Source organism: Psychrobacter sp. NG27, assembly GCF_016106655.1.
GTDB lineage: Bacteria > Pseudomonadota > Gammaproteobacteria > Pseudomonadales > Moraxellaceae > Psychrobacter.
The window spans coordinates 179,419-196,514 of record NZ_JADGIN010000001.1; the positions used below are offsets into that span (position 1 = coordinate 179,419).

Here is a 17,096-nt window from a genome sequence, read left to right on the forward strand (position 1 = left end):
TCACAACGATAAGGATATACATTGTGAAAAGTGTCGCTATAACGTCAAACCCAGAGGCCATCTCGGTACGCAATCAACCTTGGAAACTGGCCTTTGTATGCTGTTTTTTGGTTCTATTGTGTGATGGGGCTGACATCGGTATTCTTGCCTTTACGCTGTCAAGTCTCAAGTTAGAGTTTGGTTTGACCAACGTACAAGCGGGTGCCTTAGGTAGCTGGTCATTATTTGGTATGGCCATTGGTGGATTTTTTGGTGGTTGGGCCTGTGATCGATTTGGTCGCGTACGGGTGATTGTGATTGCGACGGCTATGTTTTCGGTGTTGTCTGGATTTAGTGGATTTGTACAGAGTTATGAGCAGTTTATAGCCCTTCGAGTGATCGCTTGTTTGGGTCTTGGCAGTTTGTACATTGCCACCAACACGCTGATGTCTGAGATGGTACCGACCCAGCACCGAACCACCGTACTGGCTGCACTGATGACTGGGTTTACGCTAGGGTCTTTAGTTATTACCAGCATTTCGGCTTGGATTATTCCCAGTTATGGCTGGCGCACTCTATATCTGTTGACATTTTTACCCCTTATTCTCGCCGCCTCAATGTATTTTTTGGTGCCCGAACCCCAGTCTTGGAAAGAATCACGTGCGCTTAAACTCAGCGGTGCAAAAGATCCAAATCAAAAAGCAGAAAATGCGTATAAAGCCATCTTTGAAAACCCAAAGCATCGCATCATGTTCATTCTATGGTCGATGAGCTCAGGGCTTTTATTGTTTGGATATTTTGGCGTGAGCAATTGGCTGCCGTCTTATTTAGAGACTGAACTGGGTATTAAGTTTAAAGAGATGGCACTATATATGGCGGGCACTTACCTGACCATGATGTTCGCTAAGGTCGTGGCGGGGCTTGTCGCTGATAGAATCGGACGCAAAATAGTATTTGCCTTTGGTACGATGGGTACAGCATTGTTTATTCCTATATTAGTATATATGCACACGCCAGAAAACATCGGTTGGTTGATGATTACCTTTGGTTTTTTATATGGCATCCCTTATGCCATCAACGCCACCTACTTAACCGAAAGCTTCCCAACTGCCATTAGAGGCACTGCGATTGGCGGTGCATTCAATATCGGACGGCTGGGTTCTGTGATTGCGCCTGTTGCCATTGGCTATATGGCGATGCACAATTCTATTGGTGCAGGCTTGCTACTCATGGCAGGTGCTTATTTCTTATGCGGTCTGATTCCAACGCTGTTTATCAAAGAAAAACAGTATGATCCGCAAGAGGCTTAGCCTTGTCCTGTTTGATATTCATCATATAAGAGATATCGAGCTATATTCACTACTGAACATATCATGGCGATACTGAAAGTTTAGAGGTAAATTGATATAATAAGGCAAAAGTAATAAGCGACGAGCAGTGCGTGATGGCACACTGCTACCGTCTTATAGAGCATTCTTGATAGCAGCATTGAGTCGCGATAATTAGCAACCATACTGAGTAGCAAAACTCAGCAACGACACTTTATGATACTTGTACCAACTTAATTGGGGATAATAGACGACCTATGACTAATGATACCCTGACTGACGAAGACGCTAACAGTGAGATGCATATCGAACTGTTAGAGCCAATTGCAGAGATGAAAGACAAAAACGACAGACAATTTGTCACTGCATTGGCGCGCGGGCTTGAGCTGCTTCGTTGTTTTACGCCGCAGCGGCCCTATTTGGGCAACCAAGACTTAAGTCAACTGACAGGTCTGCCTAAAGGCACGATTACGCGTCTGACCTATACGTTGGTGAAGTTGGGCTATCTAAAACAATCAACCAATAGCAGTAAGTATCAGTTGTCTACTGGTGTGCTGGGTTTTGGCTATACCATGATGACCAATATCTCGATAAACAATCTCGCAACGCCCTATATGGAAGAATTGGCAGATTATGCCAATAGTGCGGTTGCAATGGCGACTCGTGATCGGCTGATGATGGTCTATCTGAATGTCGTACAGGGCGCTGGCACCACCACCATGCAGCGCAATATCGGCTCCTATTTGCCAATTCATCTAAGCTCGATGGGCAGAGCTTGTTTGGCAAGCATGCCCCCTGCTGAGCAAGAATTTATCCTCAATGCCATTCGTACCAAATACAAAGATGACTGGATAAAGATTAGACGGGGATTGGATAAAGCGTTCCAAGACTATGAGGATTATGGCTACTGTTTTTCGATAAGTGAGTGGCAAAAGGACGTCAATGCGGTTGCCATTGCTCTCATGCACCCTACCGAAGGCTTGCTCACCTTTAACTGCGGTGCGCCTAGCTTTGTGCTTAGCCGTACCAAACTTGAAGAAGACATTGCCCCGCGTCTATTGCATATGAAAAATATGCTAGAGAGCAAGCTGTATATCAGCTAGCAGGTGATATCAATTTTAGTGGTAGCCTATTGTTTATGGTCAATCCCACATAAATCAGATACATCGTCAGATTCGCTCAGCCTGCTTTGCTTGTCTCTGCATTGTCTGGAACCGACTATACAAGCTTATCAGCATAGAGGCATCTCTGCACTCAAATGCTGATAAAGCAACTAGCATATTAAGAAGGAAAAACCACCACCTCATCGCCTTCCTGCCATGGTTGGAACTTGGTCATCACTTGTATAAATGAGGGATGCGCTAGCCAGGTTTTTAGCCATAGCTGCAGCTTTGGATAAGGCAAATCATAAAAAACACCACGATCCACATGCGCAAATTGGCGAACAAACGGCATGATACCAATATCAGCAATAGTGATATTATTTCCTAATAGATACGTATTCTGCGTCAATAACGTTTCTAACTCCTGCAAAAACACTTCGCCTCGCTGTCGATACTCTGTCTGAGTCATGTCTAAATGACGATCAGCGTACTTATAGCGATCGAGCCACTGTTTAAACTCATTGTCATTCTTTTTTATCAAAGCATTGGCCTGATGCAAAACATCTGCATCGAGTAGTGTGTGCGGATCTTTGTGCTCAAGTGCCCACATCATAATATCGAAACTCTCTTCAATCACTGTGCCATCTGAGGTTTGTAGGACCGGCACTGTCCCTTTCGGGCTAATCGCTAGCATTGGCTCTGGTTTGTTCTTTAATGTAATCTCTCTCAGCGCCACTGGCATCTCTGCAAACAAGAGTCCTAGACGAGCGCGCATCGCATAGGGACAGCGGCGAAAAGAGTATAAGCAATGAAGTAAAGAAGAGGACATCATCATGCTCCATAGTTGGTTGGAATCAACAACGTTCGTTTTGTTAATTTCATATTTGATAGATTTATAGATGTGGGTTTATTTTATAGTAAAGGTAGGACGGTTTGTAAATACGCATGATTACGCTCATTCATTCTGAGTCATTTGGACTTTCAGCTATAGTTAGAGAACTACTGAACTGCTACGGTGTTAGCCTTCCTAGATGTACTACTTGTACAATATGCAGTCGGCTGCCTTATAGCAATTTTAGACTTCTTTGACTATATATTGGCATCACCATTATACTTTCATATCTCTTCCTACCTATATCAAAAAGCGCCCCCTTTTGGGAGCGCTTTTTTACTGTCTATTCAATAATATTAGATGATATTGTCATCTATAGCAGTTTGAATGTATAGACTCGCCGTATTACCACTGTCCTGATACAGATCATAACCCGCCTGATCAGAAGTAGCTAACTTGGCCATACCAGATATATTGACGGTATCGAGGCTATCACCTTTAATGAACAGCTGATTACTACTATCCGTCATACTAATAACATCACTCAGCCCTAAGTTAAGCGTTTGCGCAGTGTCATTAACCATATTGATCGTTTCAAAATTAGTAACGTTACTCAAATCGATACTAGACACGGCAGTCGTATCAGTAATCACTAAGGTATCATTATCTCGACTAACATCTGAGTTTTCGCCGCCATCGATTACATCATCATTTCTATCAAATATGATAATGTCGCTACCATCGCCACCTAACAAAGTATCTACGCCGCTCAGGCCAATTAACGTATCATCTCCTTTTCCGCCACTCAGTGTCTCAGCTTGGTTGGTACCGACCAAATAGTCATTATTATCAGTAGTGCGTGATGGAATACTATTTATTGAGTCTGGGTTTTGCGGTGTTGCATACTCATTGTAGTTTAAGGTAACGGTTGATTCAGCTGTGTCACCATCAGAATCTGTAAATTTAAATTTAAACACATCAACATCATCTACACCAGCTGTTACGATATCAGCAATATTGTCTACTGTCTTGAACTTATAACTGCCATCGGCATAGCCAATAAACAATCCATAATCCGTTTGGAACTCATAATTACTAGCATCGCCATCGGTATCAACCGTTGTTATGGTTCTATCACTATCTGTGGTAGAGACATCTGCCCAAGTGATAATATTCGTCGTCGAAGTGAGAAAATCAACCGCATCACCACCAACCGCTACTTTTCCTTCGATAACAACGTTGTTATCTAGTACAGGCACCGGGTTCAAGGGAGTCAACTTACCTATAAGATTATAGTTGTTTGTACCCTGTTCTTTACTGTCAACTACATAGGTAGTATCCTCATTCAAAGCAGGGTCATAGTCATAATCTAGGATTAGCTTAGTATCAACAATGCCATCACCATCAGTATCTACCGTATCAATAACGCCATCGCCATCTGTATCCTCACGGCGCTGACCGGTTGTACTGTATTCAACGTAGTCGATAACGCCGTCATTATCACTATCTATCGCATCGTTTATATTATCGCTATCAAAGTCAATAATATATGACACAGCATCTGTAAGTGAGCCAATATAAGATATACTTGGATCACCTATAACTTCAAACTTAAAACCTTCCGTAATTTGCTCAATGTATATCGCATCCCCTGTATCTCCTAAAATACCATTACCATTTAAATCATAATAAAAATCACCATTTGATCCTGTGGCACTGTTAGCCAAATTCTTACCAACAATTGAAAACGGTCTTTCATCAACTGTACCATCACCATCGTTATCAATACCATCATAGCCTTGGTAAGCTTTTAGGAAAGTCTTATTTTCATCAGAATCAATAATAGAATTCGTATCTTTATTGACCAATCTTAAGTCGAGACGATACTGTTGACCTGCAATGTCTATGATCTGAGTCGCATTTGGTATGACAATGAAATCACTTCGAACATAGTCATTTTCATAAGTCCCAGCGTTTAAGCCATATGTGACATCCGTTGCAGCATTATTCGTTTCAGTATGCTGCATCTCGTACTGAACAGCGACTGACTGAGGGTTACCATTGACCGTGACTTTAAAATTAAGATCTAGTTCCGTCTCTTGTAGTACGCCAGCATTTAAGTAAACACTATAGTTTGAGTGTGAAAAATCACCTAAATCAATATCGGTCTCGAACTTAATCTGTTTGCCTGCACCTTGGTAATCAGGGTCTTCATAAGTGGTATACCCTGCAGGAGGTTTAGTTGTATCTACCCGTTGACCCCAATAGATACCTTCATCTAGGTTATCTGCGTCTTGTTGAGCAGATAATATACCGACATCACCACCGTAATTACGACTATCAACTATAGTGCCAGAGTTTCCAGCGGCAACATTTTTCGCCACACGATAGTTCACACCATCCGTGTTTGTTGCTGTGGTAAACAATGTATTAGTAAAGCCTGTTTCTAAGTTACTGATGATGACCGTTTCTTGCTGAACATCGATGTTCCAAACTACAGGCTGAGGCGCAGGAGAGTCATCTTCGATAATGGCTAGCAACTCATCAGATTTTACCAACGAATCTATAGCAGTGTCGTTTTCAAATACTTCAATACCAAAATTGACAGCAAGTATGCCTTCGATATTATCGCCTTGCGTATGATCCATAGGCGCACTCAACGTGACATCGTAGCCAAATTGATAACCATTAGTGATTGCTTCTTTATCACCATTTAAGCTTATGGTCAGTACATTTTGAGTTTGAGTAGCACCCAAGCTGTCAATATATTCATACTCACCAATAATGTCACCTGTGGCTGAATCAATTTTGAAAACCACGGGATTGGTCTGACTGGTAATACCATTATCAGCAGTTGGTAAGACAAATTTCACAACGGCAGATGCAAGGTCTGTGTCTGTATCGGTTACCCGAACCCAATTGCCAACGGTATCTGTTGCTGAGTCAGTAGTATCAAGCGTCGAGTCTGGGTCGCTATCTGGATTTCCTCCGACCAATCCTTCTTCAGACACTCGGCCTGGTGGCGCCACTTCAATTTTGGTTGGTTGTTCATAGTCAATAGTGACGGTGGCAGGATCAGAGGTCAAACCTGTGATGTCTTTCACAGTGTAGCTGATTGGTGTTGGGTTACCTACAAATCCGTTTTCTGGATCAAACGTAATGGCACCTGTGTTCTCATTGACGCTCCACGTGCCTTCGCCTGAGACTACAACCGATTTGCCATCATCAGCAATGGTGCTGCCGTCTGGCGCTTGGGTGATCACCACGCTGGTTGGGTCGAGGTCACCCTCATCGTCATCATCGTTATTTAATACATCAAGAGTCACGTCAGAACCAAACATTTGATCTAACTTTTCGTCATTGACCGCCACTGGGGCAGTTTGCGGATAATCGATGGTGACGGTCGCTTCGTTTGAGGTTTCACCCGTCAGGTTGTCAACGGTGTAGCTGATTGGCGTTGGGTCAGCGGTAAAGCCATCCACTGGGACAAAGCTGATGGCGCCTGTGTCTGCATTAACGCTCCACGTGCCTTCGCCGGCCACGGTGACCGATTTGCCATCATCAGCAATAATGCTGCCGACTGGCGCTTGGGTGATCACCACGCTGGTTGGGTCTAAGTTGGCGTCAGCGGCGCTGTCGTTAGCGAACACATCGACCACCACGGTACTGCCTGAGGCACCCGTTTGCAGGTCATTGATCGCTTGCGGATAATCGATGGTGACGGTCGCTTCGTTTGAGGTTTCACCCGTCAGGTTGTCAACGGTGTAGCTGATTGGCGTTGGGTCAGCGGTAAAGCCATCCACTGGGACAAAGCTGATGGCGCCTGTGTCTGCATTAACGCTCCACGTGCCTTCGCCATCGACCACGACCGATTTGCCGTCAGCGGCAATGGTGCTGCCTGCTGGTGACACGGTGATGAGGACGCTGGTTGGGTCAATATCATTTTCAGGGTCGGTGTCGTTACCCACTACGGCAACGTCAACCGTGGCGCCGGAAGCACCTGATTTTGCATCATTCACGGCCACTGGCGCGGTTTGCGGGTAGTCAATCGTCACGGTGGCGGCATTTGATACCAAACCATTGATGTCTTTTACGGTGTAGCTGATCGGGGTTGGGTCTGCGGTAAAACCATCCACTGGGGCAAAGCTGATGGTGCCAGTCGCTGGATTGACCGTCCACGTGCCTTCGCCATCGACCACGACCGATTTGCCGTCAGCGGCAATGGTGCTGCCTGCTGGTGACACGGTGATGAGGACGCTGGTTGGGTCAATGTCATTTTCAGGGTCGGTGTCGTTACCCACTACGGCAACGTCAACCGTGGCGCCGGAAGCACCTGATTTTGCATCATTCACGGCCACTGGCGCGGTTTGTGGATAATCAATGGTGACAGTCGCAGGCTCAGACGTTAGGCCTGTGGTGTCAGAGACCACATACTCAACTGGTGTTGGATCACCTGTGAAGTCTGCTTCTGGGGTAAAGGTGACTGCGCCAGTGGTTGGGTCAACACTCCATACGCCTTCGCCGGCAACGGTCAAGCTGGTGACTTCAAGACCTGTGTCTGGGTTGATGAGCTTCACGGTGGTCGGGTCGATGTCGCCTTCAAGATCGGTGTCATTGCTGAGCACGTCGATGACCACTGGTTGACCAAGTGTGCCAGTTTGGATTTCGTCTTCGGCATTCGGTGCGGTTGGTGGGTAGTCTACGGTAATGGTGGCTTGGTTTGACTTGTTGCCAGTGAGGTCAGAGACCACATAGTTCACCGGCGTTGGATCATTGGTGAAGCCTGCTTCTGGGGTAAAGGTGACTGCGCCAGTGGTTGGGTCAACACTCCATACGCCTTCGCCGGCAACGGTCAAGCTGGTGACTTCAAGACCTGTGTCTGGGTTGATGAGCTTCACGGTGGTCGGGTCGATGTCGCCTTCAAGATCGGTGTCATTGCTGAGCACGTCGATGACCACTGGTTGACCAAGTGTGCCGGTTTGACGATCATCTGTTACGAGTGGCGCAGTACCCTCTTCCGTATTGCTATCATCGTCTCTGCTGTTACTACTTCTGCTCGCCAGTAATCCGACCAGTCCAATCCCAGCTGCAGCAGGTATCCACCATGGTATCGCAGCGGCTACATATTCTTCACCACCTAGCGCTTGTCCTTCTACATCACCTGCTTCTAACTGCGTGACATAATCATAAGTTTCACCAGTATCTGGAATATAATAGTAATACTCACCATCTTCAGCAATACCAATCAGAGCACTATCTGCATGATCATAGAACCCTTCAATGATAAGGTCACTATTCTCACCTTCCTCTTCAAATGACACATGGAGGTCGTTCTTGATGCGTTTAGTAATGATATGATTGGGTGCACGGTTTATCGCATTGTCATGAAATTCGTAATTTACTTTTTCTGTAGATTTAATAACGGTAGGTATACCATCTTTGGTAACGACTTCCGTCTCTTTTATAGTCTGAGTCGCATTGTTTGTTTTTATAATAATAGTATTCATGTATTTATCCTACATTCTCTAATAATGGCAGTATCAATTTTGATGGTTTATGACACGATTCTGGTAATAGCAGCATCTAATAGATATCAGTTATTTGGACGCTCTTCGACAATAGCGATTACGCGACGATTAAGCTGACGGCCCGCTGCCGTATCATTGGTTGCTCTTGGCTGCGCTTCACCATAACCAATCGCACTCAGACGCTCAGGAGCGACATCAAATTGAGTAATCAACACCTCTTTTACAGCGTCCACTCTTCGCTGTGATAAAGCTTGGTTATAGCTATCACTTGCGCGGCTATCAGTATGCCCTTCAATAGTCACTAGGGTATTCGGATATTGCGTCATAAACTCTGCCACTTCAGAAATTTTAGAGTAGTACTCAGGCTTCACAATAGATTTGTCTGTGTCAAATAGCACTTCAAGTTCGATAGTCACTTTTTCGGCCAATACAGGTATGACTGGTGCCACAACTGGAGGTGTTGTTACAACAGGTACTGAGCAATTGGGCACGACTCGACTGATTTGATGAGACTGGTAGCGTTTGGACTCTAATAAAGGCAATGCGCTATCAGTAGTGATTTGCTCAAGGGTACTTTTACCTGTATCGTCCATGTCCACATAGAAGAAGTAGGTTTGACCACCTACCAATTGGAAGTCTTTCTTGTCTGCTAATAAGTTGTTATCTTTAAAGCCAGTCGCATGCGCACTCAACTGGTTATTGCCAACACACGAGTTAACAGCCGTATAATTCCCAGGATGCAGACTCACTTGATATCTATTATTAACAGAGATGTTGGCACTGGTTTGTTCTAAGTCGTCATCGTTTTTACGTATAAATATCAATCGTGTTTCGTCATCACTGACTTCTGCTGAGAGTAATTTTCGGAAATCCGTATCGACTTGGTTGTTCCATACCACGTTACTTACACGGCGGCTGTCACCTTCATTATCAATACTACTGTTGCCTGTCATACTACAGCCTGCTATACCAAAAAACATGGTAGGTAGGACAAGCGTAGCGATAGCAGTTTTCAATATCTTTTCCATGATAATTCCCTGAATAATAGTTTTTTCGAAATAATGTTTATACGTAATTTAAAATAATGCTTAAGTTTATTGGTTAAAAGCTGACCCATATTCGTATATAGAGCAGGCTATATATGCTTAGACTGATAAAAAGTAGACAAATAATAAGAATTTTTTTTATTACTTTAATAGTAATTGTTTTGTTACTCAAAACCAACCAATTTTACATAAAAATAAATGCACTGGGCGTTAATTTGATAGGTATCACCAAGCCCTTTCAAAAATATTACAACTTAAATTAACCGACTTATTATTGTTATAGATACCCATAACTTCCTAGGGCGTGTCCTCATTTTGAAAAGAGTGATGAAAATGAGACAAGTCGCAGCCAAGCAAGGAAAATAGCGCAGATAATATCGAGATATTGACCAACTATTTGACGATGTTTAGCAAGATGTAGCCATTGTTAACCCAGTCAGATGGCTGTCGTTTGAATTAAGCACATGCCCTAATAGCGATATATTATACAACTGGTGCAAATGCACTTCCCTCCCCAGTTCTAAAACCAAATACATGATGGTTATAACTATGAGTGAGGACAAAGAAAAGCCTTTCATGAGTCTAAGACGAGAACTACGCTCAAGTGATAAGCTTTCATAAACGAGTACATAGGTTACTGATAAGCATGAAGCATGGTTGCCACCTTATAGCCCTTGCAAAAATAAATAAAAAAATGGGCGACCTCTTACGAGACACCCATTTCTAATATACGATATAGCAAGTTACCTTTGTCTGAATAACTTACCTACTTTAGTAGCTTCTGCAAAAGACCCACGCGAGAAATCACTAAAAAGTCTAACAATGCAATAGCGACAATCGCGATAATCGCAGTCGGGAATATGATAGCCACAATTAACAAAGGAATGGCAAGCGGCCACCAAACCGAAAAATCCTGACCACGAGCTGGCGGATTCAAGCCACTGCTTTGAGCCGCTTGACGCGGACGACGCTGCCACCACATCACATAACCACTCACGCAGATCGCGATGACAGACAGACAAAACAGCACATTGGCCAGTACGCTCCACCACCCAAGCGTACCCATATGTAGCGCAAGACCTGCCGCCATAAATTTGCCAAACGCGTTATAATCATCAAAATAAATATCAGCCAAGACATTACCTGAGTAGCGGTCGATATGTACCGTACGATCTGCCGTCGGACTTTTCATATCGTAGCTCATCGAGTCTTGACTAAGTGTCCAAACGCCTGTGCTGCCTTGTGGTAGGTTCAATTGATAGCGCCCTACAAAACCGATTTCACGAGCGTAGCGATCCACCGTATCGATCATGATCGGTATATTGGGCGCAATACCGTCTTTACCCATGGTCGTCCCTGACACAGGCATCGGTGTTAGCTCTAACACCCAAGGAACCTCTTTAGCACTGCCTGAATTAAGGACACTGCCATGCGTAGGCGCAGTAGTGGGCGTCGAGCCATGAACATGAGGGGCTGGTGCAGCCTCATTCATGCCAGCATGTTGGCTATGGTCAGTCGATACCGGCACGGGTGCCACGCCCCATTTACCAGCAGGAAACTGGCTCCATGCCTGCACCATGCGCTCACCCCAGACGCCCGCCCATGCCATTCCTGAAATACAAAAAAACAGCAGTAAAATAGAGATCCAACTGCCCAATGTCGCATGAATTGTACGAAACAACGAGCGTTTTTGCATGGTCTGTATACCCTGATCGGGTACTAGCATCGACTTGATAGATCTGCGTTTATGCCACCACAGATACCAACCCGTTAATATCATCAAAATCGTCACTGAGGCGGCGGTTTCAAGCAGATAGTCTCCTACTTTTCCCAACAGCAGATCACTGTGAATATCATTGAACGTATAGTACAAACCACTGTTGCTAGGCGTACTATCGACCACTTTTGCAGTATAAGGATCAACGGCGACCATGTTGTTAGCCGTATCGGAGGTCACTCGAAACAGTGCCACCGTCTCATCACTGCGCGGAGCGATGTATTTGATCAAGGTGCTATCAGGCATACTATCGACGGCGCTTTGCGCTTGCGCAGACAGGGGTGCCTGCACGCTTGATTGTGCTACCGTCATACGCTCAGCATCGCGACCTACCGTATTGGACATAAACAGCATACCGAGCGCGGTAACTGCTAAAACAATTAGCAAAGGTGCAATGATAATGCCAGAGTAAAAATGCCAACGCCACACCATGAAATAGCGCTGGTTGTTGGTGGATTGGTTGGAGGGTGTGTCCATAAATGTGACCTTAAACAATCTTTGGTTGCTCAATGAACAACGTAAACCTATCGATAATAGTGATATATCTGCTTGCAAGACCAATCTTAAAAGGTCTCGCAGAAAGCTAGAATAACGCTATACAGTAACGCCGATACAGCGATGTAAAAACTCTACTGTAAATAATTGTATTCAGAATGCTGCTGCATAATACGAGAAAAGTCTGACAAAAACCATCGTTTAGAACACATCGTTCAAAACAGTAGTTCTGCGTGACTCTATTCGCAATACTCTATCTTTAGCCTCTTATTAACAGTGCAAATACTTCTCAAAACTGTCTCGTTGTAATTTTTTAATGATAATAGTTATCATTAGTGTTATCATTAGCGTCGTTATAATTTTGCTTTAACTGTTACCAATAATATTTAATCATTTTAGTCCAAGAGGAAATCTGATGCGGTCTCATCTAACCACTAACGTCATTCGCAAAAAATATCTCACCACAGCAGTACAAATTGGCCTGATCATAGGTATGAGTCACGCCGCTTACGCTGTAGAGACGACAAACAATACTGAGAACGATGAGGCTGCTACACCATCAGCCACCTTAGATGCTATTACCGTCTACTCAGATGGCTATCGTAGTACTGGCACCAAAACTGCATTGGATCCAAACGATGCGCCAATGAGCTATACCAGAATCGATCAAGACCTGTTGCAAAAGCGTCAGGCAGATAGCGTCAATGCTGCTCTACGTTATGAGCCAGGCGTGAGCTCTGAGAGCCGCGGTACGGTATCTGTCTTTGATGAGTACAATATCCGCGGGTTTAAAACCTACTCAAACTTTTATGACGGACTAAGACTGCCCTACGATGGTGCTTGGAACCTAATGCCACAAGTCGATGTCTATGCGACTGAAGCAGTCGAAGTCGTGAAAGGTCCTGCATCCTCCCTCTATGGCTATGCAGCACCCGGTGGCATGGTGAACCAAATAGCCAAAGCCCCTAAGAGCACTCAAGAAAACGAAGTACAGCTACGACTTGGCAATCAAAACCTAAAAGAAGTGGCCGTCGATAGCACGGGGCCTATCACAGACACCTTGAACTATCGCTTAGTCGCGCTAAAACGCCAAAAAGATGGTCAAATGCAAACCACAGAAGAAGAGCGATTGCTGATTAATCCATCCCTTGAATGGCAAGCGACTGATGATGTCTCAGTACTTGCCAATCTGTTTTATCAAGATGATCCAGAGATGGTACCTTCTACCCCATTGCCTGCTGTTGGCACCGTTTATAAGGCAAGCTATGGCAAGCTCGACAGTGATGCCTATGCAGGCGATAAATGGAATAAGTTTAGTAAAGAAGTATTTATGCCAAGCGTTACTGTGAACTGGGATATCAATGACCAGTTAACTTTTAAACATATCACGCGCTATACCGATGCCGAGGCGCAGCAACGCAATATGTATAACAGTGGAGGATTTGTAGAGGGCAGTGACACGATTCTCAATCGCGTAGCATATACTACGGATGAGAGCATGAATAACTGGACTACGGACAACCAGCTTGCCTATAAATTCAATACAGCTAACACCTCACACAATCTACTGTTCGGTGTTGAGTATCAAGAGACAGATAGCAGCGCGACTTACTATGATGCTGGAGCAGATGGCACGCCAAATCTTGATTTATCTAATCCAGATTACTCACAAATCAATGCTGACACTCTGCCATTGGATGCTTATCGTCAAGAGGAAGATATCGAACAAAGCCAGCTTGGTTTTTATGTACAAGATGAAATGAAGTGGAAAGACTGGACTGTAGTGGCAGGCTTACGTCACGATAATTTTGACAGTATCACTGAGCAAACCAAAGCCACTGAAGGCGTCATCTATAGCGATAAAACAATTGACAATGATGCCTCAGAAACCAGTGGTCGTTTCGCTGCCATTTATGATTTTGGTAATGGTTTCTCCCCTTATGCCAGCTACTCGCAATCGTTCCAGCCTGTGGTCGGTAGTAACTTTATTACTAATGAACCATTTAAGCCAACCACTGCCGATCAAGTAGAAACTGGGGTGAAGTACTTGTCAAAAGATCGTGCCACTCAAGGAACGCTTGCCGTATTTGATATCACACAAAAAAACGTCGTAGTAGCGGATGAAATCAACTACAGAAGCCAAACGCAAACTGGTGAAATTGAATCAAAAGGCTTTGAGATATCAGGCAGTCGCATGCTCAATGACTGGGTAGATCTCGCGGCAAGCTATAGCTACACCGATGCTGAGATCACAGAAGATGAGTTCAACCCTGATGTAGTCGGTAACACCCCTGCTCAAACTGCCAAACATAAAGCCACGCTATGGGCAGACTACTATGCTACGGACAAACTCACTCTAAATGCTGGCATTCGCTACGAAGACGGCATGCAGATTGACAAGCAAAACTCCGATGACTTACCAAGTGTGACGCTGGTAGATGTCGGCGGCAGCTATCAGATCAACCCTATGCTGGCTGTGGGTGCGAGTATCAACAATCTGTTCGATAAGACCTATGTTGGTGCTTGTTACGACATCAATAACTGCTGGATGGGACCTGAACGTCAAATGTCAGTCAGCCTAAAAGCCAATTTTTAATAAATACTACAGACAGCGGGTTGGTTATATTATTAAGCTAACCCGTTGTTAGAAGGAAAGCACAATATGGCAAAACCTACTCCAAGAGTACTAGAAGTTATTGGCACTAGATACATTACGCCAAATATGTGCCGTGTCACGCTTGGCGGTGCTGGCATGGTTGATTTTCCTATCAATCAAGAAAGTGCTTATATCAAACTGATATTCCCTCAAGATGCAGATAGTCGCCCATTGATGCGTACTTATACGGTGAGCGTGCAACGTGATGACGCAATAGATGTTGATTTTGCTTTACATGAGACGGAAGGACCTGCATCGGCATGGGCACGAAATGCGCAAGTCGGCGATCAAATTCTGATAGGTGGTCCAGGTCCAAAAAAACTCATTAACAATGAAGCAGATTGGTTTTTATTAGTCGGTGATATGACCGCGCTACCAGCGATTACGGTCAACTTAGCCCAGTTGCCTACTGAGGCTCGTGGTTACGCAGTACTTGAAGTGACGACTGAAGCAGACCGTCAGACGCTCAAAAAACCAGAGAACGTCGAGATACATTGGGTGATTAATGCGCATCCAAATGCAGACGATAGCCCTTTACTGAACTGTGTTAAATCATTGAACTGGCTTGATGGTCAACCTGCTGTATGGGCTGCGTGTGAGTTCCATAGTATGCGTGCACTGCGCCAGTACTTCAAAGTTGAGCGCGCGATACCAAAGACGCATTTATATGTTTCTAGCTACTGGAAAGTCGATAGCACAGAGGATCAGCATAAAATCGTCAAAAGTCAGGATGCGCAAACGGAAGATCAGTAGTTACGTATTTCGAAACAAAAAAGGTGGGGCTAATATTAGCCCCACCTTTTTTTATCAATCATTATCTATCACGCTTCGACCACCTTCCCCTCTTTCACCCGACTAATCGTCAGCCCCGTAAACCCGAATAGCAGCGTCAATAGCAGTGACAAATAACAGAAGAATGCATAAGGTAGATAATCCAATACCGGCACCCCTAACGCCTGACTGATAAACACCCCACACACGCTCCAAGGCACCAGCGGATTAATCACCGTTCCCGCATCCTCAATCGTCCGCGACAAATTCTTTGGATGCAGGTGTAAGCGCTCAAACGTCGACCGAAAGGCCGTACCTGATAATAGAATACTCAAATACTGCTCACCGATCAGCACGTTAATGCTTAGTGCCGACATCGCTGCCGCAAAGATAGCTCGGCCTGATGTCGTCAATGTATCTTTAATACCAGATAGCAGTGCTGGCAGAATACCCAGTGCCGTTAATAACCCACCTAAGCTTAATGCCAATATCACAATCGCCTGGGTAAAGAACATACTCTGCACACCGCCACGCGACAGCATACCACCTACCTCACCTAACTCTAATGACTCAGCAGGGGCATAGCCTGCAAACAGATAACCGCCTAATTGACCAAAGCTTGGTGAGCTATGTACATAAGTAATGATCAATGCCGCAGCAATAGTACAGATAATCGTATAGATCGCATTGACCCGAAACAGTGCCAATCCAACCAATATCACAAATGGTAGTATGGTATAACCGTGAACCAAGCCACTGTCTATCAGCTGTCCTTGCAATATCGTCACTTGACTGAGATCAGCGCTGGTCGTCTGTCCTGAAAACATCCAAAACAAGATAACCGTTAGTATCCATGCAGGCACTGTCGTATACATCATATTGCGAATGTGCTCAAACAAATCAATACCAACGACAGAAGAGGCAATGGTACAAGTATCAGACAAGGGCGACATCTTATCGCCGAAGAACGCGCCTGACACGACCGCACCAGCCGCTATCGCTACATTGGCATCAAAGGCATTACTCATGCCAATAAACGCCACACCGAGCGTTGCAGCGGTAGTCAAGCTACTGCCTAAGGCAATACCAATAATAGAGGTTAGGACAAAGGCGGAGATATAATAATACTCAGGTGAGATCAGCTGAAAGCCAAAATACATGAGGGTAGGAATCGCCCCTGACATCATCAAAACCGCAACCATCAGTCCGATAAAGAAGAACAGATAGATGGCACCAATACCGCGCATGACACCTGAGGCCATTTGTGCTTGCATGTCATCAAAGCTGAGACCTTTAAATATACCAATAGCCAGTAGCACACAGATAGCGAGTATCAATGACAGATGAGGCACCCAGCCAAAGCCAATCATGGTAATACCCATGATAGCGATGACAATGCCTGATATGACAAATGCCAATTTTGCACTGATTTGGGTGAGAGGTTTTGGGGGCATTAGTCGTCCTTAAATGACCAGTGGATGCTGGCATCAGATTGGGTTTGAATTTGGAAGTATGAGTAAGCGGGTTTGGCAATATGATCAGTTCAAGACAAACCGGATAAGCAAAAAGCCTGCCATGATA

9 protein-coding genes are annotated in these 17,096 nt (G+C 44.7%); 4 read left to right on the forward strand and 5 right to left on the reverse strand.

Features of this window, described 5'->3' with window-relative positions:
- Positions 1-23 precede the first annotated feature (23 nt).
- Complete coding sequence (locus tag IP485_RS00745) at positions 24-1,289, forward strand: MFS transporter (protein ID WP_198325580.1); 1,266 nt, start codon at positions 24-26, stop codon at positions 1,287-1,289.
- 275 nt (positions 1,290-1,564) lie between these two features.
- Complete coding sequence (locus IP485_RS00750; RefSeq protein WP_198325581.1) at positions 1,565-2,410, forward strand: IclR family transcriptional regulator; 846 nt, start codon at positions 1,565-1,567, stop codon at positions 2,408-2,410.
- A gap of 178 nt (positions 2,411-2,588) precedes the next feature.
- Here IP485_RS00750 and IP485_RS00755 read toward each other — a convergent pair whose 3' ends face one another.
- From IP485_RS00755 to IP485_RS00770, 4 genes are all read right to left on the reverse strand, one after another.
- Positions 2,589-3,239, reverse strand: a complete 651-nt coding sequence (locus IP485_RS00755) for a glutathione S-transferase (RefSeq protein WP_198325582.1) — start codon at positions 3,237-3,239, stop codon at positions 2,589-2,591.
- 359 nt (positions 3,240-3,598) lie between these two features.
- The gene (locus tag IP485_RS00760) at positions 3,599-8,749 is read right to left on the reverse strand and encodes an Ig-like domain-containing protein (protein ID WP_198325583.1); all 5,151 of its coding nucleotides are present in this window, start codon (positions 8,747-8,749) and stop codon (positions 3,599-3,601) included.
- A gap of 86 nt (positions 8,750-8,835) precedes the next feature.
- Positions 8,836-9,798: an OmpA family protein gene (locus IP485_RS00765; RefSeq protein ID WP_198325584.1), complete on the reverse strand. Its 963-nt coding sequence runs from the start codon at positions 9,796-9,798 to the stop codon at positions 8,836-8,838.
- 784 nt (positions 9,799-10,582) lie between these two features.
- A complete protein-coding gene (locus IP485_RS00770) occupies positions 10,583-12,070 on the reverse strand; it encodes a PepSY-associated TM helix domain-containing protein (protein WP_198325585.1) in 1,488 nt (495 codons plus the stop codon).
- A 433-nt stretch (positions 12,071-12,503) separates the two neighbouring features.
- Between IP485_RS00770 and IP485_RS00775 the strand changes: the two genes are divergently transcribed.
- The gene (locus IP485_RS00775) at positions 12,504-14,684 is read left to right on the forward strand and encodes a TonB-dependent siderophore receptor (RefSeq protein WP_198325586.1); all 2,181 of its coding nucleotides are present in this window, start codon (positions 12,504-12,506) and stop codon (positions 14,682-14,684) included.
- Positions 14,685-14,750: 66 nt separating this feature from the next.
- Complete coding sequence (locus IP485_RS00780; protein ID WP_198325587.1) at positions 14,751-15,497, forward strand: siderophore-interacting protein; 747 nt, start codon at positions 14,751-14,753, stop codon at positions 15,495-15,497.
- Positions 15,498-15,565: 68 nt separating this feature from the next.
- Here the strand turns inward: IP485_RS00780 and nhaC are convergent, their stop codons facing one another.
- Positions 15,566-16,969, reverse strand: a complete 1,404-nt coding sequence (gene nhaC, locus IP485_RS00785; RefSeq protein ID WP_198325588.1) for a Na+/H+ antiporter NhaC — start codon at positions 16,967-16,969, stop codon at positions 15,566-15,568.
- Positions 16,970-17,096: the final 127 nt, after the last annotated feature.

What these genes read in the sequence shown, in the direction of transcription:
- IP485_RS00775 (WP_198325586.1), top strand. Translation starts at nt 12,504, where the DNA reads ATGCGGTCTCATCTAACCACTAACGTCATTCGCAAAAAATATCTCACC.
- IP485_RS00770 (WP_198325585.1), bottom strand. Translation starts at nt 12,070, where the DNA reads ATGGACACACCCTCCAACCAATCCACCAACAACCAGCGCTATTTCATG.
- nhaC (WP_198325588.1), bottom strand. Translation starts at nt 16,969, where the DNA reads ATGCCCCCAAAACCTCTCACCCAAATCAGTGCAAAATTGGCATTTGTC.
- IP485_RS00760 (WP_198325583.1), bottom strand. Translation starts at nt 8,749, where the DNA reads ATGAATACTATTATTATAAAAACAAACAATGCGACTCAGACTATAAAA.
- IP485_RS00780 (WP_198325587.1), top strand. Translation starts at nt 14,751, where the DNA reads ATGGCAAAACCTACTCCAAGAGTACTAGAAGTTATTGGCACTAGATAC.
- IP485_RS00755 (WP_198325582.1), bottom strand. Translation starts at nt 3,239, where the DNA reads ATGTCCTCTTCTTTACTTCATTGCTTATACTCTTTTCGCCGCTGTCCC.
- IP485_RS00765 (WP_198325584.1), bottom strand. Translation starts at nt 9,798, where the DNA reads ATGGAAAAGATATTGAAAACTGCTATCGCTACGCTTGTCCTACCTACC.
- IP485_RS00750 (WP_198325581.1), top strand. Translation starts at nt 1,565, where the DNA reads ATGACTAATGATACCCTGACTGACGAAGACGCTAACAGTGAGATGCAT.